14 protein-coding genes and 1 riboswitch are annotated in these 23020 nt (G+C 66.2%); of the genes, 7 read left to right on the forward strand and 7 right to left on the reverse strand.

What is annotated here, in order from left to right; all coding sequences use genetic code 11:
- Nucleotides 1-6: 6 nt before the first annotated feature.
- The 7 genes from BJF92_RS10095 to BJF92_RS10125 form a co-directional block, all read right to left on the reverse strand.
- Nucleotides 7-4023, reverse strand: a complete 4017-nt coding sequence (locus tag BJF92_RS10095) for a Pls/PosA family non-ribosomal peptide synthetase (protein WP_245294721.1) — start codon at nt 4021-4023, stop codon at nt 7-9.
- Nucleotides 4024-4560: 537 nt separating this feature from the next.
- Nucleotides 4561-5334, reverse strand: a complete 774-nt coding sequence (locus BJF92_RS10100) for a L,D-transpeptidase family protein (protein ID WP_075634631.1) — start codon at nt 5332-5334, stop codon at nt 4561-4563.
- A gap of 345 nt (nt 5335-5679) precedes the next feature.
- Nucleotides 5680-7986 (reverse strand): sensor domain-containing protein, encoded by a 2307-nt coding sequence (locus BJF92_RS10105; RefSeq protein WP_075634632.1) that lies wholly within the window; start codon nt 7984-7986, stop codon nt 5680-5682.
- Between the two features lie 750 nt (nt 7987-8736).
- Complete coding sequence (locus BJF92_RS10110) at nt 8737-10653, reverse strand: HAMP domain-containing methyl-accepting chemotaxis protein (protein WP_075634633.1); 1917 nt, start codon at nt 10651-10653, stop codon at nt 8737-8739.
- A gap of 388 nt (nt 10654-11041) precedes the next feature.
- Complete coding sequence (locus BJF92_RS10115; RefSeq protein ID WP_075634634.1) at nt 11042-11791, reverse strand: SCO family protein; 750 nt, start codon at nt 11789-11791, stop codon at nt 11042-11044.
- Nucleotides 11788-12468, reverse strand: a complete 681-nt coding sequence (locus BJF92_RS10120; protein ID WP_245294717.1) for a copper chaperone PCu(A)C — start codon at nt 12466-12468, stop codon at nt 11788-11790. The genes BJF92_RS10115 and BJF92_RS10120 overlap by 4 nt, the downstream gene beginning before the upstream one ends.
- A gap of 379 nt (nt 12469-12847) precedes the next feature.
- Nucleotides 12848-13321, reverse strand: coding sequence for a DUF2946 family protein (locus BJF92_RS10125; protein ID WP_075634635.1), 474 nt, complete (start codon nt 13319-13321; stop codon nt 12848-12850).
- A gap of 226 nt (nt 13322-13547) precedes the next feature.
- On the opposite strand from BJF92_RS10125, the gene BJF92_RS10130 reads away from it, so the two are divergent.
- The 7 genes from BJF92_RS10130 to kdpA all read left to right on the forward strand — a co-directional run bounded on the left by BJF92_RS10130 (nt 13548) and on the right by kdpA (nt 22964).
- A complete protein-coding gene (locus BJF92_RS10130; protein ID WP_078057965.1) occupies nt 13548-14171 on the forward strand; it encodes a hypothetical protein in 624 nt (207 codons plus the stop codon).
- A 123-nt stretch (nt 14172-14294) separates the two neighbouring features.
- Nucleotides 14295-14569, forward strand: a riboswitch (cobalamin riboswitch).
- Nucleotides 14570-14687: 118 nt separating this feature from the next.
- Nucleotides 14688-15365: an energy-coupling factor ABC transporter permease gene (locus BJF92_RS10135; protein WP_075634636.1), complete on the forward strand. Its 678-nt coding sequence runs from the start codon at nt 14688-14690 to the stop codon at nt 15363-15365.
- 195 nt (nt 15366-15560) lie between these two features.
- Complete coding sequence (locus BJF92_RS10140; protein ID WP_078057966.1) at nt 15561-16313, forward strand: Crp/Fnr family transcriptional regulator; 753 nt, start codon at nt 15561-15563, stop codon at nt 16311-16313.
- 173 nt (nt 16314-16486) lie between these two features.
- Nucleotides 16487-17665 (forward strand): efflux RND transporter periplasmic adaptor subunit, encoded by a 1179-nt coding sequence (locus tag BJF92_RS10145; protein ID WP_078057967.1) that lies wholly within the window; start codon nt 16487-16489, stop codon nt 17663-17665.
- On the forward strand, nt 17662-20796 hold the full coding sequence (locus BJF92_RS10150; protein WP_075634637.1) for an efflux RND transporter permease subunit: 3135 nt from the start codon (nt 17662-17664) through the stop codon (nt 20794-20796). Before BJF92_RS10145 ends, BJF92_RS10150 begins: the two co-directional genes overlap by 4 nt.
- A 295-nt stretch (nt 20797-21091) precedes the next feature.
- Complete coding sequence (gene kdpF / locus BJF92_RS10155) at nt 21092-21181, forward strand: K(+)-transporting ATPase subunit F (RefSeq protein WP_075634638.1); 90 nt, start codon at nt 21092-21094, stop codon at nt 21179-21181.
- A gap of 79 nt (nt 21182-21260) precedes the next feature.
- A complete protein-coding gene (gene kdpA, locus BJF92_RS10160) occupies nt 21261-22964 on the forward strand; it encodes a potassium-transporting ATPase subunit KdpA (protein WP_075634639.1) in 1704 nt (567 codons plus the stop codon).
- The last annotated feature ends 56 nt before the right edge of the window (nt 22965-23020 follow it).

A 23020-nucleotide genomic window follows, 5' to 3' on the forward strand; every position in this document is an offset into this window, starting at 1 on the left:
TCGCGATCAGGCTTCGACAGGGGCGACGAAGCGGTGCAGCTTCGCCGGATTGCCGCGCCAGACCGTGTTCTCTTCCAGCATCTCGCCCTTCATCACGAAGCTGTCGGTGTCGGCCACCGAACCATCGCCCATCACCACGCCATAATGGACGAAGGCGGAAGGGCTCAGCGTGCAGCCATTGCCGATGCGGATGTAATCCGACTTGAAAGCGCCTTCCTCCAGCGAATGGGCCTGGATGACGCAGCCTTCGTTAAGCGTGGCGTCATCGCCGATCTCCACCAGCGAGCGTTCCGTCAGGTTGGCGCCATTGTCGAAGACGCGGCGGCCGACCTTGACGCCGAGTGCGCGCAGGATCATCGGCCGGAACGGCGTGCCGGCGAAGAGCTGGACGATCGGCGAGTCGGCGAGCTTCCAGTGGCGTTCATGCTGCCAGAAGTCGCGGTCGTAGATCGTCGTGGTGCGCGGCTTCAACCGGCGGAAGCCGAGGCTTGCCCGCTCCACGATGATGTAGAACAGGATGGTGAGCGTGGCCGTCAGCACCACCTCGCCGAACAGCGCGGTCGCGCCCCATTCGGTGTAGTAGTTCAGCGCCCGGTCAAGAATGGCGAGCGTGACGAACAGCGCCACCCATTGCACGACCAGATAGAGGCTCATGGTCACGAAATTGTGCCGGTTCTTGTGCGGCAGGCGGGCGCGGCGTTCTTCGTCGCTGACGCCCTGGATCAGATCCTTGTCGCGCTTGACCATGCGCGGGATCTCGAAGGGCGGCGAGCCGAGCAGGCCGACATTCTCGCGCAGCGGCCCGTCCACCGGCACCATGACCTTGGTGCCGAGCAGGACGTTCTCGCCCGTGCGGCCGCCCGGCGGGAAGAAGATGTTGTTGCCGAAATAATTGCGCTCACCGACCTTGGTGTGCTCCAGTCGGAAGGCCGAGGCCGATTTCTGCATGTTGATCATGTAGAGACCGTCCGAGACCATGGTGCCCGAGCCGATCTCGCACATCAGCGGATGGTCCTGCTGCTGGTTGCTGCCGAAGTTCGAGCCGGTCTGGACCACGGTGTTGAGGTTCCAGCCGAGCGCGCGGATATAGTGGACGATGGCCGAGCTGTCTCCGAACAGCACGTTGAGGAAGCGGAAATTGGTGCAGACCTCGATGACGGACTGCAGCCAGAAATGCAGGCCATAGAGCCGGTGCGTCTCGCCTGGCTTCAAGAGGATGCGGAACAGGCGCGGCAGGCCGAGCGCGGCGAAAAGGCCGAGCACGATCACGGCGAAGAGCGTGACCGTGGTGCCGATGGCGACGATGCCGATGGTCTCGTCGTAATTGTCGCTGACATTTTCCCAGAAGCTGTGGAAGAGCAGGGGCAGCGGGGTGACCACAGCAAAGAGCGTGAAGAGCTGGATCGCCTCGTAGATCACATGGCGGGTCTTCGACAGCGTCATCTGCGGCAGCGCGCAGTAATCGGCCGTGGTCGGCACGGCTGGCGAGCCATGCCAGTGCGCATCCGCCGGAATGCTCTGGCCGCGCTGCAGCGAGGAGGCATGGCCGAGCTGGGCGCGGTCGCCCATTTCCGTGTCGATGTCGATCACGCTGCCGACGCCGACAAAGGCATCGCGGCCGATCGTGATCGGGCCGATATGGATCATGCCGGCGCGGGCGTGATAGCCGAGAATCAGCGATTCCTTGCGCAGGATCGTGTGGTCGCCGATGGTGATCATGTCGGTGCAGACAGGCACCGCGCGGCATTCGATCACCGCGTCCCGGCCGAGCTTGGCGCCGAGCAGGCGCAGATAGAGCGTATAGAGCGGGCTGCCGCGGAACAGCACAACGGGTGCGGCGCGGATCAGCGTCTTCACCACCCAGAAGCGGTAATAGCCCAGGCTCCAGATCGGGATGCTTTCCGGCTTCCAGCGGCCGATCAGCAGCCATTTCATCGCCACCGAGAAGCCCGACAGGCCGAAGAAGGCGGCAGCCGACAGGCCGGCGCAGCGCAGATAGAGGTTCAGCGGCTCGTCAAGCGCTTCATAGACCCAGTTCAGCCCCGTATTGAGGAACCACAGCGCCAGATAGCTGTAGACCCCGTAAAAGGCGAGCTGGCCCGCGCCGCAGGCCCAATAGGCGAAGTTCGAGGCGCGATGGGTCAGCACCGGCTCCGCCACCGCTTCCACCGCCTCTTCCGGCCCGCGCAGATGGCGCGCCAGCGCTGCGATGGTCGGATGCATGTAGATGTCGCGCATCGAGGTGGTCGCCCAGCCCTTGCGGGTGCGCAGCCTTGCGCAGAAGCGCGCCATCAGCAGCGAATTGGCGCCGAGATCGTCGAAGAAATGGTCCTCCGCATAGATCGCCTCCATCTTCAGCACCTCGGCCAGCACCTCAGCCATGAAGCGCTCGTCATCGGTGGAGGGCAGGATCTCGCGGCGCACGGTCTCGATGCGCAGGCTGGAGGGCTTGGGCAGCTTGCGCAGGTCGATCTTGTCGGAGACCGTCATCGGCAAAGCCGGCAGCTCTTCCAGGAAGGCCGGCACCATATAATCCGGCAGGCGGCGGCGCAGCTCCTGGGCAAGGGTCGCGCGGGCCACCGGCTGGCAGCCGGATTTCAGCGCGTAATAGCCGACCAGCTCGACGCGGCCGGGCTCGATCTCCCAGGTGGTGACGGCGGCCTGGGCAATGCCCGGCTGATCCAGCAGCGCCGCCTCGATCTCGCCCAGCTCGATGCGATAGCCGCGGATCTTGACCTGCATGTCGGTGCGGCCGTGATATTCGATCTCGCCCGCCTCGTTGATGCGGCCGAGGTCGCCGGTGCGGTAGATCCGCTTTGAGGGATTGTTCGGCAGGCCGATGAAGTCCTCGATGAACTTCTCGGCCGTCAGGTCCGCGCGGTTGAGATAGCCGACCGCCAGGCCGATGCCGGCAATGCCGATCTCGCCGAATTCGCCTGCTTCCACCAGCTTCGGCGCAGCCGGGTCGAGCAGCACGATGGAATAGGTGGGCAGGGGGCGGCCGATGGTCACCGGGCGCTCGGGCGCGAGCTCCGTCATCGTGGCGGTGACGGTCGCCTCGGTCGGGCCATAGGTGTTGAGGATCTGCCGGCCAGGGGCCGCCCAGCGCGCCACCAGGCTCTGCGGGCAGGCCTCGCCGCCGACCAGGATGGTGCGCAGGCTCGGGACGTCGCTTTCGATGGAGGAGAGCAGCGTCGGCGAGCAGGCCATGCAGGTAATGGCATGGGCGCGCAGGAAGTCGCTCAGCTCCTCGCCGACCAGCGTCATCGGGCCCGATGCCGGCACCACAGTGGCGCCGGCGGCGAAGGGCACCCAGATCTCTTCGCTGGAGAAGTCGAAGGCGATCGTCATGCCCTGATAGACGCGGTCTCCCGGGCGGTAGCCATAGGAGGCGGCGGCCACGCGCACGAAATTGCAGATGCTCTCATGGCGCACGGCCACGCCCTTCGGCCGGCCGGTGGTTCCCGAGGTGTAGAGAATATAGCAGAGATCGTCGCCGATGGTGGCGAGGTCGAGCGGCCGGTCGCTTTCGGCGGCAAGCTCCGGGCCATTGGCGTCGATCACCAGATGCGGCACGGACAGCTCGGCGGCGCGCCCGGCATAATCGGCGATGGTGACGACGGTGCTGACCCCCGCATCCTCGACGATCAGCGCCATGCGCTCCGGAGGGAAGGCCGGCGCCAGCGGCACGAAGGCCGCGCCGGCCTTCATCACGCCGAGAATGGCGATATAGGTCTCGGCCGAGCGCCCGAGCAGCAGGGCCACGCGATGGCCGGGGCGCACGCCGCGCGCCACCAGCAGGCGGGCGAAGCGGTTGGCCTGCGCGTCCATCTCGGCATAGGTCCAGGACCGGTCCGGGCCGATCACGGCGGTGGTCGCGCCATGCTGCTCGGCCAGCCGCTCGAACAGGCCGGAAAGCCGCTCGCCCGCGCGTGGCTTGGTGGGGAAATCGGCGCCGATCAGGAGGTTCGGCAAACCGTTCGCGCTCGCGCCGGCACCTGCCTCGTCGCGCATCGTCATCATCAGGGTCATGATAGAGTCCAGCATGGCGTTTTTGCCCGGCGGGCCGCGTTCTTGCGAGCGGCGGCAACGGGCAAAGGAAGAAATCTCTTGCCGCGCCGGGGTCTACGCTTCGATTGTGTAGGAAAGATGCAAATTTTTGGCATCGGCTGCAAATATTTTGAGCGGTTGCCTTAATTTATTGATTCATCATGAAGTTCAAGTGCCCTTCGCGCAAAGGGCTGCGTTTCCGGGATTTTTTCCGGTACCCTTGACCGCAAAGCGACAGGTTCTGCCGGTTTCGGCAGGGTCCGGCCGCGCCAAAGGCGGCTGAAACAAGGCAGGATCGGGGCGGTTGCGAGGGGTTGGCGCGCTGGCTTGTTCGGCGGGGCCTTAAGCAAATCGGGAAAGGATGCGTCGCCCCCGCGTCCATCGCCTCTGCATCCGGGGCCTTGCCGGCGGCCCGGGAGGGAATGTCACAAGCCTCATGGGGCGGACGACACAACGGGAGACCCGTCGTGTCGTCAATCCGATAGGCAATGTGCAGGGCGATGAGTTCGCTCAGACCACCAGGATCGGCGACTTCACGCGCACGCGATCATAGAGGTCGATCACGTCCTGGTTCATCAGGCGAACGCAGCCGGAGGAAACGGCCCGGCCGATCGACTTCCATTCCGGGGAGCCGTGCAGGCGGTAGAGCGTGTCCTGGCCGTTCTTGAAGATATACATGGCGCGCGCGCCGAGCGGATTGTTGAGGCCGGGGGCCATGCCGCCATTGGCGATGGAATATTCGGCCAGATGCGGCTGGCGGGCCACCATCTCGTTCGGCGGGCGCCAACGCGGCCATTTCTGCTTCCACTGGATCACGCCGCGGCCCGACCAGGCAAAGCCTTCGCGGCCGATGCCGACGCCGTAGCGCATAGCGCGCCCGCCCGGCTGGACCAGATAGAGGAAGCGGTCCTTGGTGTCGACGATGATCGTACCCGGGGCCTCGCCGAAGGGATCGGCCACCTGCTGGCGGTAGAAGCGCGGATCGATCTGCTGGTAGGGAATGGCCGGAAGCGCGAAGCCGCCATCGAAGACGGGGCCGTAGATCTCGGCATAATAGGCCGATTGCGGCGGCAGGCCGGTATCGACGGGGCCGCCGCGCCAGGCTGTGGCCATCGGCTCCTGATAGGTGATCGTCACCTGTCCCGGCACAGGCCGGAAATAGGGCGTTGTCTGCTGGCGGAACTCGGCCGTGGAGGTGGCACAGGAGGCGAGGCCGGCCGAGGCGATGGTGACGCCCGAAAGGCTCAGAAACTGGCGGCGGGAGAGAGTGTTGGGCAAGCGCATCGATTCCTGGTTTCGCTCACGCGGTGAAGCCATGCATCATGGCCGGTGCAGCGGGCGCCGGACATGGTCGTCGGTCTTGTCGGACGGACAGGGCGTCCGGCCTGCCGGCCGCCCTGTCATATGGTTTCCGGTTGATCAGACCGGAAACCATATTCCGTCCATCGAAAATCTGGCCTTCCGGCCAGAGATTTTCCATGGTTCTTGTTTCCGGTTCGCGAAGCGATCAGCCGGAAACCGTATCATGCAGCGGAGCGAAAACCGGTTGCCCCGTTTCGGCCCGATGCGCAAGGACATAGCGCAGCAAGGCCACGCCGCAAAGCCCGGCCTGCCTGCGCTTCTGACATATCAGCGCTGCGTCAGGCTTGCGTGGTCGCAGGCCAGCCGCTCCGCCATGGCGGCGGCGGCCATGGGGCGGCCGATGAGGAAGCCCTGCGCCGCCATGCAGCCCATCTGCTTGAGCATCATGAACTGCGCCTGCGTCTCTACCCCTTCGGCGATGACCTCCAGATGCAGCGTGCGCGCGAGCGAGATGATCGCGGCGGTGATGGCGATGTCGTCCTGGTCGGCGGGAATGTCGTGCACGAAGGAGCGGTCGATCTTCAGCCGCCGCACGGGGAAGGTCTTCAGCACGCTGAGGCTCGAATAGCCCGTGCCGAAATCGTCGATGGCCAGATGCACACCAAGCCCGCGCAGCGCGTTCATCGTCGCCGTCGCCGCGCCGACATCCTCCATGATCGCGCTTTCGGTTAGCTCCAGTTCCAGCCGCTCGGCCGGCAGGCCGCTCGAGGCGAGCGCGGCCGCCACGTCGGCCTGCAGCCCCTTCTCGCGAAACTGTCGGGCCGAGACATTGACGGCCATGGTGACCGGCGGAAGGCCCTTCGCGCTCCAGGCCGCCGCCTGCGCGCAGGCCGTCTGCAGGATCCAGGCGCCCAGCGGCACGATCAGCCCGGTCTCCTCGGCCAGCGGAATGAAATCGGCGGGCGAAATGCGGCCGCGCAAGGGATGCATCCAGCGCAGCAAAGCTTCCACACCGAAGATATGGCCGGTCTCCAGCTCGATCAGCGGCTGATATTCCAGCTGGAACTGCTGCTGGGCGATGGCCTGGCGCAGCTCTTCGATATTGCGCAGCTTGGCCTGCGCCTCCAGCGCCATGGACGGGCGGAACTGCACCAGCGTGTTGCGCCCGCGCCGCTTGGCGGCATACATGGCCACGTCGGCATTGGCGATCAGTTCGCGTGCCGTGGTGCCGCCCTCGGGAAAGCTGGCCACGCCCATGGAACAGGACATGCGCAGCTGGCTGCCTTCGATCGTCAGCGGACGGGCGATGACACGGCGGATCAGCTCCGTGCGGCGCAGCGTCAATTGCGCCGGCTCGTCGGCGGCGCTGCGCAGCATGACGGTGAACTCGTCGCCGCCGATGCGCGACACGAGGTCGCCCTGGCGCAGGCAGCGGCGGATGCGCCGCGCCACCGCCTCGATCACCCGGTCGCCGACATGATGGCCGAGACTGTCATTGATCAGCTTGAATTCGTCGAGATCGAGAAAGGCGAGCGTGACGACATCGTCGTTCATGCGCGCGCGCAGCAGCGTTTCGCTGAGCGCGCTGTCGAACATCATCCGGTTTGGCAGGCCGGTGAGCACATCGTGATGCGCCATATAGGCGATGCGCTGTTCCGTTCTGTGCCGCTCGATGGCGATGCCGCACAGATGCACGGTCATGTTGATGAGTTCGCGCAGCTCCGTCGTCGGCAGGCCGGTCGTCTTGGAATAGATGGCGAAGGTTCCGAGCGTCTGCCCCAGATGGTTGATGATCGGCGTCGACCAGCAGGCGCGCAGCCCCAGCGGCAGCACCAGGTGGCGAAAATCGTCCCAGAGCGGATCGGTGGCGATGTCGCTCACCTCGACAGGCTCGCCGCGCCAGGCCGCCGTGCCGCAGGAGCCCATTTTCGGGCCGATGGGAACGCAGCTGGTCGCCTGCACATAGTCCGGGGGCAGCGACGGGGCGGCGCCGGTCAGAAGATTGTGGCCATCGTCGCTCAGGAGCAGGATCGAGCCGTAGATCCCCGGCACGTAATCCTCGGCCGTGAGCAGCAGCGTATCGAGAAAGCTCGTTAGCGTGGCGCCCTTGGCGATCATTTCCAGAAGGCGGCTCTGGTCGCGCACCAGCTTGTCGGCGCGGCGCTTGTCGGTAATGTCGCGCGAGATGCCGACGATGCCGACGATATTGCCTGAGACGTCGCGCAGCGGCACCTTCGAGGTCATCAGCCAGCGCTCGCCCCGCGGCTCCACCAGGCCGCGCTCCTCCATGTCGAGGATGGCCTCGCCGGTCTCGATCACATGGCGCTCGCTGTCGATGATCGCCTGGACCGCCTCGCGCGGATGCAGGTCGAGGTCGCTCAGGCCGACCAGCTGGCTGGCATCTTCAAAGCCGTTGTCGCGCGCCGTCACCCGGTTTGCGATCAGAAAGCGGCCCTCACGGTCCTTGGCATAGAGATAGTCGGGGATGTGGTTGACCATCTCCTCCATCCAGTAAAACCGCTGGACGAGGTCATGGCCCTTGGCATTCTCCTCCAAGGCACGCTGGCTCAGGTGCGCCGCCAGCTTGCGCGTGGCGTCGAGAAGGCTCTTCGTCTCGTCCGGGCGCGAACGCATGACATCGGTTCGGTCTATCGATGGCTTGCCTTTCGTCACCTGTTGTCCTTTCGTTTGCCCGGCGGGGACCGTGCATGTCCTGTCCTTGACAGCGCAGGGGATAAGCCTGAGACCGCCTCTTGACGAGTATGACACACATCACTCAGGCAATAATTTCCAGCCGCGACTTCTCGTTCGGCTTAGTTACTCGATCGTATCCTTTCATTTCACAGGTTCATTGCGCCAAGCCGACTATTTTTTTCGCTTTCGTGCCATTTCACAGCCTTCTCTGAAGAAGGGCGCGGGACGGCGCGGCGGAGCGTGCTGCACCGAACGTCGGCTCAGGTCTCTCCCGCTCGCCCGGCCTGTCAAACGGTTTCCGGCTGATCGCTTCGCGAACCGGAAACAAGAACCAACGAAAATCTCTGGCCGGCAGGCCAGATTTTCGATGGACGGAATACGGTTTCCGGTCTGATCAACCGGAAACCGTATCACCGCTTCGGGTCCGGCCGGAGCATCGCACGGGAATGCCGAATCGTGTCTTTGGAAAAATCCGATGAAGAGACAACCATATCGGACCGGGGATCATTTCCGGCCGATGTTCCGGCATCGCAGGGGGAAGCCCGGTATGGCCGAGTCCCGCGCCATGGCGGCAAAAAGCCCGCGGCTGGGAGGCCGCGGGCGTCCTGGATCACTGAGGGATCACGGGGCTGAAAAGGGGATCAGCCTGATGTTTGCGTCCCCGATGTTTGCGTCAAGGCGATCGTCTGCTCAGAAGGATTCCCAGCTTTCCTGAGGCAGCGCCCGGGCCGCATTGCCGGCGAAGGCGGAGGCGAGGCGGCCGTGCAGGGTGCGGGCCGGCGAGGCGGCAGGCGGCGTGCGTTCGGTGGCGGCGCGGGGGGCGCGATCCTCGCCGAGCTGGAACTGGCCGAGCAGCTCGTTCAGCGCCGCAGCCTGGCCGGCCAGGCCATGGGTGGCCGCCGTGGTCTGTTCCACCATCGAGGCATTCTGCTGCGTGCCCTGATCCACCTGGGCGATGGCCGAGTTGATCTCCGACAGGCCGACCGACTGCTCGCGCGTGGAGGAGACGATGGCGGCGATGTTGCGGTTGATCTCCTGCACCTCGGTGACGATCGTTTCCAGCGCCGCGCCGGTCTCGCCGACGAGCGCCACGCCATTGCGCACCTGATCGCCGGAACGGGTGATGCGCCCCTTGATCTCCTTGGCGGCGTTGGCCGAGCGCTGGGCAAGCTCGCGCACCTCCTGCGCCACAACGGCGAAGCCCTTGCCGGCTTCGCCGGCGCGCGCGGCCTCCACCCCGGCATTCAGCGCCAGAAGGTTGGTCTGGAAGGCGATCTCGTCGATCACGGTGATGATCTCGCTGATCTCGGCGGAGGACTTCTCGATCTCGGTCATGGCGCTCACCGCCCGGCGCACGACATCGCCCGAGCGCTCGGCGCCCTCGCGGGTCTGGTCGACCAGCGCGCTGACCTTGCCGGCGCGTGTGGCCGCTTCCTTGACCGTGGTGGTCAGCTGTTCCAGCGCCGCGGCCGTTTCCTCCACGGATGCCGCCTGCTGCTCGGTGCGGCGCGAGAGGTCGTCCGTGGCCGACCTGATCTCCTGTGTGCCCGCGTCGATCGTGCTGGCAGTCTCGCCGACCGCGCGCAGCACGCCCTGCAGCCGTTCGAGCGACTGGTTGAAGTTGACGCGCAGCGTGTCGAGCTGACCGACGAAAGGCTCCGGCAGGTGCTGTCCGACATCGCCGTGGGCGAGCCTGTCCAGCGCCGCGCCGAGATTGCGCACGGCAAATTGCAAGTCGTCGGCCTCCCGGGCCTTCTGCGCCTCGCGCTCCAGCCGCTCCTGTTCCGACAGGCTGCGATTGGCCTCGGCCTCGCGCTCCAGCCGGCTCCGCTCCAGCGCATTGTCGCGGAACACGCCGACGGCCCTGGCCATGTCGCCAATATCGTCCTTGCGCCCGGTGAAGGGGATCTCTTGCGCCAGATCACCCTGCGACAGCGTCGTCATGGCGGCGGTAATGCCGGCGATCGGCCGGGCGATGCGGCGGAAGCAGTAGATGGCCGCGCCAAGGCCGATGAGAAGAACGATCAGGCTGAGCACGGAGGTGAGCATCAACGTGTTGTCGGCCATCCCCATGGCCTCGTTCTTCACGACCTCCGCATTGTTCCGGTTTACGGCCAGAACGGCGCTGAAAAGCGAGACGGCGCGTCCGCCCTGGGCGATCATCTCGCTGACCTTTTTCTGTACGCCATCGGTGTCGCCTGCCATCGCCGCGCTGATCAGCTGGGCGCCAAGACGCTCATACTCGTCGATGGCGGTCACGGCGGGCCCGAATTTCTCACGCATCTCCGGCGTCTTGATCGTGGCGCCGAAGGCGTCAAAGGCCTTGCGACGGTCGTCCCGGCTCTTCTGCAGCGTGTAAAGCATGGCGGTGCGCTGCTCGTCCGTCTTTGCACCGGCGAGCAGGGCATAGCCGCGCCTGACATCGCCGAACAGGCGGTCCAATTCCGCCATCTGATGCGCCCTGTCGATGCGGAAGCTCATATCGCTCGTCCGCTCGCGAAGGCCCATGACGGAATAGATCGCGAAGCTTCCCTGCAGGAGCGCCAGGGCCGTCATCAGCCCGAAGAGGAGGACAAGCAGTGTTTTGGTGCGGATACTGGAAAACATGGGTCAGGATCTCGATTAAAAAAACCGCAATTCCTCCCTATTGCGTCGCAATAAATGGACCGAGTTATCTGAAGAAAATCTTACATTTACCCGCCACATTCGAGGGGAGTGCGGGTTTTTCATCCGCAGGATGCGCGCCGTGCCCTTTGGGCGCCGCCGGCCTTGCCGCGGCCGAGCGCCGACAGACGATGAAGGAGCCATCGCGCCGCAGACCGCCGGCGGCGCGATGAGCCACTCTCTTGTTTCCCGGCAGGATTTGCCCGCAATTGGCTTCCGCCTGCTGGTCCGACATCTTTAAGCGCCGGACCGACCCCCCCCCCCCGGTATCAGCTCTTATAAAAAGCCGATGCAGGAGAGAAATCCGGAGCGCTGCGGTCCCGGTCGACGCTCAGGCGTCGCCGCCCGCCTGTGCGGCGCGACCGGATGTCGCGCTGCCGGATGGGGCACTGGNGCCGCCCGCCTGTGCGGCGCGACCGGATGTCGCGCTGCCGGATGGGGCACTGGCGGATGGGGCACTGGCGGATGGGGCAGGGCGCGATGTCGCGCCGCCGGACTGCCGCAGCAGGCGGCGCAGCTTCTCCAGCGCCTCGTCGCGGTCGCTGCCATAGGCGATCATGTCCTTCAGCCGCCCGTCGGCGCCGATCAGCAGCAGCGCGGTGGTGTGGCTCATGTGGTAATCGTCGATCTCGCCCGGCAGCCGCGAGGCATGCACCATCCAGCCCTCCACCACCTTCTTCATCTCGGCGTCGCTGCCGGTGATGCCGGTGATGCGGTCGGTGAAGGCATTGACATAGCCATTCATGACTTCGGGCGTGTCGCGCGAAGGGTCGACGGTGAAGAACAGCGCCTGCAGGCTCTCGCCCGAAGGCCCAAGCGCGTTGAGCCAGTCCGCCATTTCAAACAGTGTGGTCGGGCAAACCTCCGGGCAGTGGGTGTAGCCGAAATAGACGAGCGAGGGCGCGCGGTGGAAGATCGTCTCGTCCACGGGCTGGCCGCGATCATTGACCAGCGCGAAGCGTGCCTGGAAGCGGCCGGGGCGCACATCGTCGGCCGAGACCCAGATCATCACGCCCACGAGCGCGGCCACGAACAGCGCGGTGACGGCGGCGGCCAGCTTTGCCAGCGGCGAGAGCGTCATTGCCCGTTCTCCTGATGGTTCATCGCTCCGTGATCCATCGTCCCGTGATTCATTGCCCCATGGTCCATGCTCCCGTGATCCATGCTTTTATGATCCATGGTCTTGCCGTCCGCGCCGGGCAGCGCGCCTGCCGCCGGGCCGACCAGGAACTCCACCTCGGCCGTCCCGGCCTTCTCGAAGGTCAGGCTGGCCTTGACGTGATCGCCCTGCTTGAAGGGGGCCTTGGGGTTGACGAACATCAGGTGATAGCTGCCGGGCTTGAGCGCCAGCGTGCCGCCGGCAGGGATCTCCAGGCCCTCCTTCATCTCGCGCATCTGCATCACCCCGCCATCCATCGTCATGGAATGGATCTGCACGCTGCCGGCCAAGGGCGAGGCGGCGGAGACGAGGCGGTCGGCCGTCTGGCCGCAGTTGACGATGGTGACATAGCCGCCGCCCACCTTGGCCCCCGGCAGCATGGCGCGCGCCACCGGCTGCTCGATCGTCAGATCGCCGAGCGTCACCGGCGGCTCGGCCGAGGCCGGCGCGGCAAGGCTCACGCCCACGAGCAGCGCGCCGGCGACAGCAAGGGTCTGGACGGGACGGCGCATCAGCGTAGCGCAAGGGGCCGCAAGGGTGGCAGCCGAAGGCAGGGAGGGTGCGGTGAAGGCCGCGCGAAGGGTTTTGGACAGCGTCATGGCGAAATCTCCTCTGGAGACGAAAGGGAGCAAGATCGAAGGGCGGGAGGGCGGCGCATGTCCTGCGCCGGCCAATATGGAACGGGATCGAGCGGCGCCCTCTGCCGCGCCCTGCTGCCAAGCCATGCCGCGGATGAGCCGCAGAGGTCTGGCGGGTAAGGGGAGAGCTCGCCGGGCTCGGGCAGGCCGCGGCCCCGGAGAGGATCGGGAGAGGACCGGGCGACGATCGGCAGACCTGGCTGCAGGCGGCGCCGGGAGGATGCCTGCCGGGCATGCCCGCGCGCGGGCGCCTGTCCTGTCGAGCGTCCCGGTCAGCCACTTCGGTCACGCGTTCCGGCTCGCTTGTGTGGGTGCCGGGTCGCCCGCCGGAGGCCTGCGCTCAGGCCGGCAGTACTGGCGGGGCGCGCGGCTGGCTTTCGCGCGGAATCCGCCGGATCTCGGGCAGCGCGGTCATTGCCGGCAGCGGCGCCGCCAGCGCGGGACGCAGGCGCTGGCCGATTAGATCGGGTGGCGGGGGAAGCAGGATGGCCGCGCAGAGGCGGCAGGCGTCGCAGCGAGCGGAATTATGCCACGGGCCGTGCCGACCATCCTGCTCGTGACCGGCATCGGCCGGCCCGGCTGCGGAAGCGGCCGTCTCATGGCAGAGCTGCGGCAGGCTGCCATCCGGCAGGAGATAGGCGAAGCGCTCCGCCGGTGCGATCAGGATGGAGGACGCCGCCTGAAGGCTCTCGCCCGCAAGGACCGGAACGCGATGGGACAGCCCGACGCAGATCAGCGCCAGCGCGCACACAAGGCGCAGCGCCAGACGGTGCCAGCATCTGGTCGAAAACCTGTCGACCCTCGCTTTCGCCATTGCCCTCTCCAGATCCGCTCCTCTCCCGCCTATAGAGCCATGCGCGCTGCCGCAATGCGACATATTTCCACGCAGCCTATCGCGCTTGCCCCGGCGCGGCCATCTTGCCATGGCTTCGCTGTGGTCGCGCGGCGCCCCCCCGCGCGCCAAGGGCATTTTGACATACGATCCTCAAGATCGCTGCAGGTGGATATCAAATGTCAAATTCATTCCACTGGGAAGCGCGATGTATTACCTGATCAAGATCGAGCTGCACGAGCAACGGCCCGTGCTCGAAACGCGGATCGGCGCTGAGCATCCGCTCTTTGAGCGCTATCCCGACGATCTCGTGCATCTGCGCCAGCGCCGCTGCCTCGCGCCCTGTGATTATGCCGAGCATGCCACACTTCTCGACGCGGCCTTCGGTGTTTGCGAACAGAGGCCGCAAGACTATTGCGTGCGGGTCGAGGCGCATTCTCCCCTCCGGGATGTGCCTTATCTCATCCACACAGGGTTCGAGCTTCCCCTAATGCTTGATGGCCTCAAGCCGCTCGCCGTCTTCTCGGACCTTTCCGACAGCGCGGTCATCACGGATACCAGAGCGCGGTTCGCGCCCTTCGTCGCGCAAGGGCGGATCGTCCTTGTCGAGCAGGGGCGGACGATGACCTTTGACGGCCGGTCGATCACGATGGTCGACCTGTTCTATTACCTGCCGGGCGAAGGCTGGCGCGTGCCGGTGCTTGGCGCGCTGCGCGCTGAAGCCCGCCCCTGGAGCGAGGCTGCCGAGGAGATCGAGGGCCTGCTGCTCGGCTATAGTCCGGCGCAGAATGGCTGGTGGCGGGAGAGAAACCGCCGCGAAGCGCGTAAGTAGAGGAATGGCGGGAACGAAATTGCATCCGTCGCGCCGCAGCGACGGGGTCCCGCGACAGGGACCGTTTCCACAACCACCCGCGTCCGCCCGACCCGGCGCCTCTTGCGCCGCGCCCTGCCTTGCGCTTAGCTGAGGGCCGATGGTTCCTGCGGTCATGACGTGCCGCGGGATGAAAAGGGAATGCGGTGAGGATGACCCTGATGGGGCCGAAACCGCAGCTGCCCCCGCAACTGTGAGCGGTGAACGACATCCAGACGGCCACTGGCGTCTTTTTTCGGTTTGCGTCGCCTTATCGACGCCGAAGCGCTGCCGCTTCGACCGGGAAGGACAGGACGCCGGGAAGGCGGATGCCGTGTTGACCCGCAAGCCAGGAGACCTGCCATCGACAAGCCGGGCGGAACGCGCCGGTCTCGTCGCCTGCGGCCCGTCCTTTCGGCCTGCCGCGCATCGCCGGGGGCCGCGCTGATGCCTTTCTTCAGCCGATGAACCGCGCGGTGGGCGCGGGGAGGGACTTTCATGCATATCGAACCCGGCGTCGTGGACGGCGCCAAGATCATTCTGAGCTATGCCACGGCGGCGGGCGCCCTGGTGCTGACGGGCGGCATGGCCCGGCAAACCGTTCGGCGGGATGGCGCAGTGCCGCTCGCCTTGCGCAGCCTGGCGACGACGGCGCTGGTCTTCTGCTTCTTCGAGGTGCTGCCGCATCACCCGGTCGGCGTTTCCGAGGTACATCTGATCCTCGGCTCAACGCTGCTCCTGTTGTTCGGCGCGGGGCCGGCGGCCATCGGCCTGGCGCTGGGGCTCCTGATCCAGGGCCTGTTCTTCGCGCCCTTCGACCTGCCGCAATATGGCATGAACGTCACCACGCTCCTGGTGCCGCTCTGGGCCATCCACCGGCTCGCCGCCCGCATCGTGCCGGCGGGCACCGCCTATGTCGACCTCCGCTATCGCCAGGCGCTTGCCCTGTCGGTCGCCTATCAGGGCGGCATCGTCGGCTGGGTCGCCTTCTGGGCGCTTTACGGCCATGGCTTCAGCGCGGAGAATCTCGCCAGCGTCGGCGCCTTCGGTGCGGCCTATATGAGCGTCGTGCTCGTCGAACCGCTGATCGACCTCGCGGTGCTGGCCGCCGCCAAGGCGGCAGCGGGCGCCACGCGCGGCCCGCTCTTCACGCCCCGCCTGCATCTGAAAGCGTAAGGACATGCCGGCCGGCGCAAGACGCCGGCCGGCGCATGGTCTTCCTTCTCCGGCCGCTTTCTCCCGACGCTTTTCTCTGCCCTCTTTTCTCCGGCTCTCTGGCATCCTTTCGGCTCTGGCCCAGTTCTCCTCTCGATGCGGCCGCTCGGTCCGCTGCCGGACAGTCGCGTGTTTGACGTTTCGAGGAGAGAGTTCATGACCATATCCGCCCTGCCGCTCAAGCCAGCCGATCTCGACGGGCCGGACGAGGGTGCCGGAATTGTCAACCGGATGCTGGCGCCGCTGCCGGCAGAGGAGCGCGCCCTGCTCAAGCCCCATCTCGAACATGTGGATCTGCCGCGCGGCTTCGTCTTCATCGAGGCGGGCGAGGTGATCGAGCATGTCTATTTTCCCGATCAGGGACTGGCCTCGGTCATTGCCGTGTCTCCCGGCGGCCGCAAGGCGGAAGCCGGCATGATCGGGCGCGAGGGCTTCACCCCCGTCGCGCCGCTGGCGGGCGCGCAGGTGAGCCTGCACCGGGTGATCGCCCAGATCGCCGGCCATGGTTGGCGCCTGCCGATCGATGTCTTTCGCGAGGTCCTGCCGTCCTGCCCGCATCTGACCGCGCGGCTGATGCGGGCGGCGCATCACCTGGCCATGCAGGTCTCCTTCACCGCGCTCGCCAATGCCAGCGCGCCGGTGGAGGAGCGCCTCGCCCGCTGGCTTTTGATGTGCCATGACCGGCTGGAGGGCGAGGCGATGCACCTGACCCACGACTTCATCGCGCTGATGCTGGCCGTGCGCCGGCCAAGCGTGACCACCGCGCTGCATATTCTGGAGGGGCGCGGCTGGATCCGCGCCGAGCGCGGCGTGATCCTGATGCGCGACCGCGCGGCGCTGGAAACCTTCGCTGGTGATATCTACGGCCAGGCCGAGGCGGAATATCGCCGGCTGCTGGGCGCCTTCTGACAGCTGACGTCGCCTGGTCCGCCTGTCCCAGGGGTCTCTCGTCGACACTTGGATGAGGCGGGTCGGCGCACCGCGCGGGGGACACCGTCAGCCCCTATTTCAGAATTTTCTTTCATGCCTTGGAACAAAATTACGTGAGATTCATTCTCTCGCCGCTCACGGGAGATTGATTGATGGGCTTTGTGTCACGCAACAGGTCATCCTCGCGGGGATGGCCGATATTTCTCTCGGGCTTTGTCTGCCTTGCGCCTTTGGCTGCGGCCCACGAGGAGAACAAGACGGCTGCCGAGCCCCCGGCCATTCCCGTGACCGCGATCGCCGCGACGAACGAGACGCTTGCGCGGGTGATCGACGGCATCGGCACGGTGGCGCCGCTCCAGTCGGTGACCGTGCGCCCGCGCATCGACGGTCTCGTGCTCGATGTCCCTTTTTCGGAAGGGCAGATCGTCGAGAAGGGCGCGGTGCTGCTGCGGCTCGACGACAGCCAGCTGCGCTCCGAGCTGAATTCCACCCGCGCCAAGCGCGCGCAGGACGAGGCGCAGCTGAAGAATGCGCAAGCCGATGCCGAGCGCTACGAGATGCTGGCGCAGAAGGGCGTGGCCGCGGCCGCGACGCTCGACCAGAAGCGCGCCTCCCTGCAGCAATATTCCGCCGCCGTCGATTATGACGATGCCATCATCAAGAATGCCGAGACGCAGCTGAGTTTCGCTACGGTCACCGCGCCCTTCACCGGCCGCGCCGGCTTCCGTCAGGTCGATCCCGGCAGCGTCATCAGCGCCAGCGCCTCCACCGGCATCGTCACCATCACCCAGATGAACCCGATCGGCGTGTCCTTCGTCGCGCCGGGCGACCGCTTCGGCGAAATCCGCGAGGCCATGCGCGAAGGGATCGCCACCGTCGAGGTTTCCACCACCGATGGCACCCGCCGGCTTGCCACGGGCGAGCTGAAGATCATGGACAATGCGGTGGACGCCGATAATGGTTCGATCCATCTGCGCGCGGAGTTCGACAATGCCGGGCAGAATCTGTGGCCCGGCCTGCCCGTGGCCACACGGCTGACCGTCGAGCGGCGCGCAGGCGTGGTCGTGCCGGACAAGGCGCTGGCACGCAGCCCCGCCGGTCTCTACGCCTATGTGGTCAAGGACGGCAGGGTGGAGAAGCGCGCGGTCACCACAGCCTTCGTGACGGATGCGCGGGCGCTGGTGACCAAAGGCATCGCGACGGGCGAGCAGGTGGTGATGGACGGCCAGTCGCGCATCGGTGACGGCGCGCGCGTCAGCGTCAGCCCTTGGAAAGGCACGCCGGAGGGCGAGCTGCCAGCGGGCGCGCCGCAAGCGGGGGTCTCCCCATGAACTCGACGGCGCAGGACAAGCTCTCGGGCGCGCGCACTTCCGGCTTCTTCGCCTTCTTCATCGATCATCCCGTCGCCACCTTTCTGATCATGGTCGGCATCTTCGTCATCGGGGCGGTCTGCTATCCCTTCCTGCCGGTCTCGGCCCTGCCGCAGATCGATTTTCCGACGATCCAGATCGAGGCGAGCCTGCCGGGCGCCTCGCCCGATACCATGGCGGCAAGCGTTGCCCAGCCGATCGAGCAGGCGCTCTCGCGCGTCAGCGGCATCACCGAAATGACCTCCAACAGCTCGCTCGGCACCACCTCCATCACCGTGCAGTTCGCGCTGGACCAGGACATCCAGACCGCGGCGAGCGACGTGCAGACGGCGATCAGCGAGGCCTCGGGCTCGCTGCCCAAGGACATGCCGTCGGCGCCGACCGTGCATAAGGTCAATCCGGCCGATGCGCCGGTCATGCAGCTTTCGGCCACCTCCGATCTCCTGACCTTGCCGCAGCTCGACGAATATATCGAGCGCAACGTCGCCACCCGGATCGGACAGGTCTCCGGCGTCGCCTATGTCAATATCGGCGGCAAGCAGAAGCCGGCGATCCGCATCGCCGTCGATCCCGGCCGGTTGGCCCAGGCCGACGTGACGCTGGAGGATGTGCGCACCGCCATCGGCTATTTGAGCCTCAGCGCGCCCAAGGGCAATATCGACGACCCGACGCGCACCTTTCCCATCACCACCAACGACCAGATTACCTCTTCGGCCGAGTGGAACGATGCGGTGATTGCCTATCGCAATGGCGGGCCGGTGCGCATTCGCGATATCGGCCGGGCGGTGGACGGCGCCGAGGACGCCAAGATGGCGCATTGGACCAACGGACAGCGCGGCATTGCGCTCGACGTGTTCCGCCAGCCGGGCGCCAATGTCATCGAGGTCGTCAATGCCATCAAGGCCCAGCTGCCGGCGCTCCAGGCCGCGCTGCCGCCCTCGATCAAGCTGGAGCTGGTGACGGACCGCACCACGACGATCCGCGCTTCGGTCGAGGACGTGCAGTTCACCCTCGTGCTGACCATCGGCCTGGTGGTGCTGGTGATCTTCCTGTTCCTGCGCAATGTCAGGGCGACGCTGATCCCGGCCGTCACCCTGCCGATCGCGCTGGTGGGCGCGCTGGCGCCCATGTGGCTGCTCGGCTTCAGTCTCGACAATCTCTCGCTGATGGCTCTGGTGGTGGCGGTCGGCTTCGTGGTGGACGACGCCATCGTCATGCTCGAGAACATCAGCCGCCATATCGAGGAGGGCGTGGCCCCGATGGAGGCCGCGCGGCGCGGCGCGGGCGAGATCGGCTTCACCATCGTCTCCATCAGCCTGTCGCTGATCGCGGTGCTGATCCCCATCCTGCTGCTGGGCGGCATTGTCGGGCGTCTGTTCCGCGAGTTCGCGCTGACCTTGACGGTCGCCATCGCGCTCTCCGCCTTCGTGTCGCTGACGCTGACGCCAATGCTCGCCGCGCGCTTCATCCGTGTGGTGCCAAAGGAGGCGCATGGCCGGCTCTACCGGATGGGCGAGGCCTTCTTCGACGGGCTGCTTTCGCTCTATGCCCGCAGCCTGACGCCGGCAATCCGTTATCGCTACGTGACGCTCGCCATCTTCCTCGCCACCATCGGGCTGACGGCCTATCTCTTCGTCACCATCCCCAAGGGCTTCTTTCCCGAACAGGACACCGGCTTCATCGCGGGGCTTTCCCAGGCCTCGCCGGACATTTCCTATAGCGAGATGGCGAAGCTTCAGGAAAAGGTCAGCGCCATCATCCTGAAAGACCCTGCTGTCTACAGCGTGTTCATGGATATCGGCGGCGGCAATGGCGGCAATGCCATGAACCAGGGCCATGTCAACATCACGCTCAAGCCGCGCGGCGAGCGCGACGCCAGCGCTCGGGAGGTGATCGACCGGCTGGGCACGGCGCTTAACGCGCAGCAGGGCATCCAGCTGTTCATGCAGTCGGCGCAGGACATCAATATCGGCGCACGCCCTGCGAAAACGCAGTATCAATATACGCTGCAGGATGGCGATATCAGCGAACTGGCCGCCTGGTCCGGCAAGATCACCGCGGCCCTACAGGCCATGCCGGAGCTGCGCGATGTCGGCAGCGACCGGCAGGCGGAAGCGCCCACCCTTGCCATCCGCATCGACCGTGCCGCCGCCAGCCTCTATGGCGTGCTGCCGGCCACCATCGACGAGACGCTGTACGACGCCTTCGGCCAGCGCCAGGTGGCCTCCTATTCCACGCAGACCGATACGTTCCATGTGGTGCTGGAGGTGCTGCCCAATCTCCAGCGCGATATCGCCACGCTGGACCGGCTCTCCGTGCGGTCCTCGGGCGGCACGCTGGTGCCGCTGTCGGTGGTGGCCAAATGGTCGACCGACGGGGTTTCGCCTGTTTCGATCGCCCATCAGGGCCAGTCGCCGGCCGTCACCGTCTCCTTCAATCTGGCGCCCTCGGTGGCGCTGGGGCAGGCGACCAAGGCGATCGAGGCGACGGTGGCGGCGCTGCATCCGCCAGCCGCGCTGCAGACGAGCTTTTCCGGCAGCGCCCGCGCCTTTCAGGAGTCGCTCTCCACCGTGCCGCTCTTGATCCTCGCCTCGCTCTTCGTGGTCTATCTCATCCTCGGCGTGCTCTACGAAAGCCTGATCCATCCCTTGACCATCCTGTCGACCCTGCCGTCTGCCGGCCTCGGCGCGCTTCTGGCGCTCGACTGGGCGGGGCTCGATTTCGGCCTCGTCGGCATGATCGGCGTGATCCTGCTGATCGGCATCGTCAAGAAGAACGGCATCATGCTGGTCGATTTCGCCATCCAGGCGGAGCGTGAGGGGATGAGCAGCGAGGAGGCGATCGTCAAGGCCGCGCATATGCGCTTCCGCCCGATCCTGATGACGACCATGGCCGCGCTGCTCGGCGGCATTCCGCTCGCCATCGGCCATGGCGCCGGATCCGAGCTGCGCCAGCCGCTCGGTTACGCCATTGTCGGCGGCCTGATCGTCAGCCAGCTGCTGACGCTCTATTCGACACCGGTGATCTACCTCCTGCTCGACGGCTTGCGCCGGCGCCAGCCGGCCCCGCAGGCGGATACGGCAGCCGCCTGATCCGGGCGGCTCTCGTCGCCCCTTCCGTTTCCCGCCCGCGCGGCGGGAAGCGCCGCCCATTCCTATGGGATTCCTATTTCTTTGCCGCGCCGCCCGTCTCGAACGCCTATGCGCCGCGCGCGATAATCCTGTCCGACCCGTTGCCGGGATCCGCATGATCCCAGGGGCAACGGCGCATCGCACAACAGGATTCTTCCCATGATGGACTTCCTCCTTCTCGGCGCGTCAGCCGCCTTCTTCGCCCTGTGTTTCGCCTACACGCATCTGTGCGACCGGCTGTGAGCGGGAGAGCGCCATGTTGCTCGATTATCTCGCCGGCGGTGCCGTCACCGTCTTCCTCACCGTCTATCTCACCTATGCCCTCATTCGTCCGGAGCGCTTCTAGGGCCCGCGCCCGCCAAGGCGCGGCCTTGGCGGTGACGATGGCTTGAGAACGCGCCGCCCCGGCCGGGAAAGCACCTTTCATGACCCTCAACGGTTGGCTTCAGATCCTGATCTTCTGCGGGATCGTTCTTGCGCTCGTCAGGCCGCTCGGCGGCTACATGACGCGCGTCTTCGCGGGCGAGCGCACGCTTCTCTCGCCGCTCCTTTCGCCCATCGAGCGCGGGCTTCTGGCGCTGGCGGGCCCCGCCGCGCGTGAGGAGCAGCACTGGACGGCCTATGCCGTCTCGCTGCTCCTGTTCAATCTCTTCGGCGTCGTCCTGCTCTATGCGCTGCTGCGGCTTCAGGGCCTGCTGCCCTATAATCCAGCCGGCATGGGCGCGGTCGGGCCGGAGCTTTCCTTCAACACGGCAGTGAGCTTCGTCACCAACACCAACTGGCAGAACTATGGCGGGGAGAGCACGCTTTCTTATCTGACGCAGATGCTGGGCCTGACGGTGCAGAACTTCGTGTCCGCCGCCACCGGCATGGCGATCGCCATCGGCCTGATCCGTGGCTTCTCGCGGGCGTCGGCCCGGGCGATCGGCAATTTCTGGACCGATATGCTGCGCGCCACGCTGCATATCCTGCTGCCCTTGTGCATCGTGCTGACCCTCGTCTATGTCGCGCTCGGCGTGCCGCAGACGCTGGGGCCCTATATCGAGGCCACCACGCTGGAAGGCGCCAGGCAGACCATTGCGCTCGGGCCCGTCGCCTCGCAGCTCGCCATCAAGATGCTCGGCACCAATGGCGGCGGCTTCTTCAACGCCAATTCCGCCCATCCCTTCGAGAATCCGGACAATCTGTCGAACCTGTTGCAGATGGTGTCGATCTTCGCCATCGGCGCCGCCTTCACCAATGTCTTCGGCCGGATGGTGGGCAATCCGCGCCAGGGCTGGGCGATCCTCTCGGCCATGGGCATCCTGTTCCTGATCGGCGTCGGCGTGGTCTATGCGGCGGAAGCTTCGGGCAATCCGCTCCTGCAGTCGCTGCATCTGGCCGGCGGCAATATGGAAGGCAAGGAGGCGCGCTTCGGCATCGCCATGTCCTCGCTCTTCGCCGTCATCACCACGGCCGCCTCCTGCGGCGCGGTCAACGGCATGCTCGGTTCCTTCACCGCGCTCGGCGGCCTGGTGCCGCTGATCAACATGCAGCTCGGCGAGGTGATCGTCGGCGGCGTCGGCGCGGGCTTCTATGGCATCGTGCTGTTCATCATCATCGCCGTCTTCGTGGCCGGGCTGATGGTGGGCCGCACGCCGGAATATCTCGGCAAGAAGATCGAGGCCAAGGAAATGAAGATGGCGGTGCTGGCCGTGCTCTGCCTGCCGCTCGCCATGCTGGTCCTGGTGGCGATCTCCAGCGTGATGCCGTCGGCCGTCGCCTCTATCGGCACCGCCGGTCCGCACGGCTTCTCCGAGATCCTCTATGCCTATACCTCGGCAGCCGCCAACAACGGCTCGGCCTTCGGCGGGCTCTCGGGCAACACGCCCTGGTACAACGTCACGCTGGGGCTCGGCATGCTGATGGGCCGCTTCCTGGTGATCGTGCCCGCACTCGCCATTGCCGGCGCGCTGGTGGCAAAGAAGACCGTGCCCGCCTCGGCCGGCACCTTCCCCACCGACGGGCCGCTCTTCGTCGGGCTGCTGGTCGGCACCATCGTCATCGTCGGCGGGCTCACCTTCTTCCCCGCTTTGGCGCTGGGCCCCGTGGTGGAACATCTGGTCGCCGTCGCCGGGGAGACCTTCTGAGGCGAAAGGCGCGGGTCTCCCTGCCTCGAGCGGGGACGATCCGCGCCGTCCATGCC

The organism is Xaviernesmea rhizosphaerae, from assembly GCF_001938945.1.
In the GTDB taxonomy this organism is placed as follows: Bacteria; Pseudomonadota; Alphaproteobacteria; order Rhizobiales; family Rhizobiaceae; genus Xaviernesmea; species Xaviernesmea rhizosphaerae.

Coding starts and splice junctions, on each gene's coding strand:
- BJF92_RS10095 (WP_245294721.1), bottom strand. CDS start 4,023: ATGATGACGATGCGCGACGAGGCAGGTGCCGGCGCGAGCGCGAACGGT.
- BJF92_RS10100 (WP_075634631.1), bottom strand. CDS start 5,334: ATGCGCTTGCCCAACACTCTCTCCCGCCGCCAGTTTCTGAGCCTTTCG.
- BJF92_RS10105 (WP_075634632.1), bottom strand. CDS start 7,986: ATGCGTTCGCGCCCGGACGAGACGAAGAGCCTTCTCGACGCCACGCGC.
- BJF92_RS10110 (WP_075634633.1), bottom strand. CDS start 10,653: ATGTTTTCCAGTATCCGCACCAAAACACTGCTTGTCCTCCTCTTCGGG.
- BJF92_RS10120 (WP_245294717.1), bottom strand. CDS start 12,468: ATGACGCTGTCCAAAACCCTTCGCGCGGCCTTCACCGCACCCTCCCTG.
- BJF92_RS10125 (WP_075634635.1), bottom strand. CDS start 13,321: ATGGCGAAAGCGAGGGTCGACAGGTTTTCGACCAGATGCTGGCACCGT.
- BJF92_RS10130 (WP_078057965.1), top strand. CDS start 13,548: ATGTATTACCTGATCAAGATCGAGCTGCACGAGCAACGGCCCGTGCTC.
- BJF92_RS10135 (WP_075634636.1), top strand. CDS start 14,688: ATGCATATCGAACCCGGCGTCGTGGACGGCGCCAAGATCATTCTGAGC.
- BJF92_RS10140 (WP_078057966.1), top strand. CDS start 15,561: ATGACCATATCCGCCCTGCCGCTCAAGCCAGCCGATCTCGACGGGCCG.
- BJF92_RS10145 (WP_078057967.1), top strand. CDS start 16,487: ATGGGCTTTGTGTCACGCAACAGGTCATCCTCGCGGGGATGGCCGATA.
- BJF92_RS10150 (WP_075634637.1), top strand. CDS start 17,662: ATGAACTCGACGGCGCAGGACAAGCTCTCGGGCGCGCGCACTTCCGGC.
- kdpF (WP_075634638.1), top strand. CDS start 21,092: ATGTTGCTCGATTATCTCGCCGGCGGTGCCGTCACCGTCTTCCTCACC.
- kdpA (WP_075634639.1), top strand. CDS start 21,261: ATGACCCTCAACGGTTGGCTTCAGATCCTGATCTTCTGCGGGATCGTT.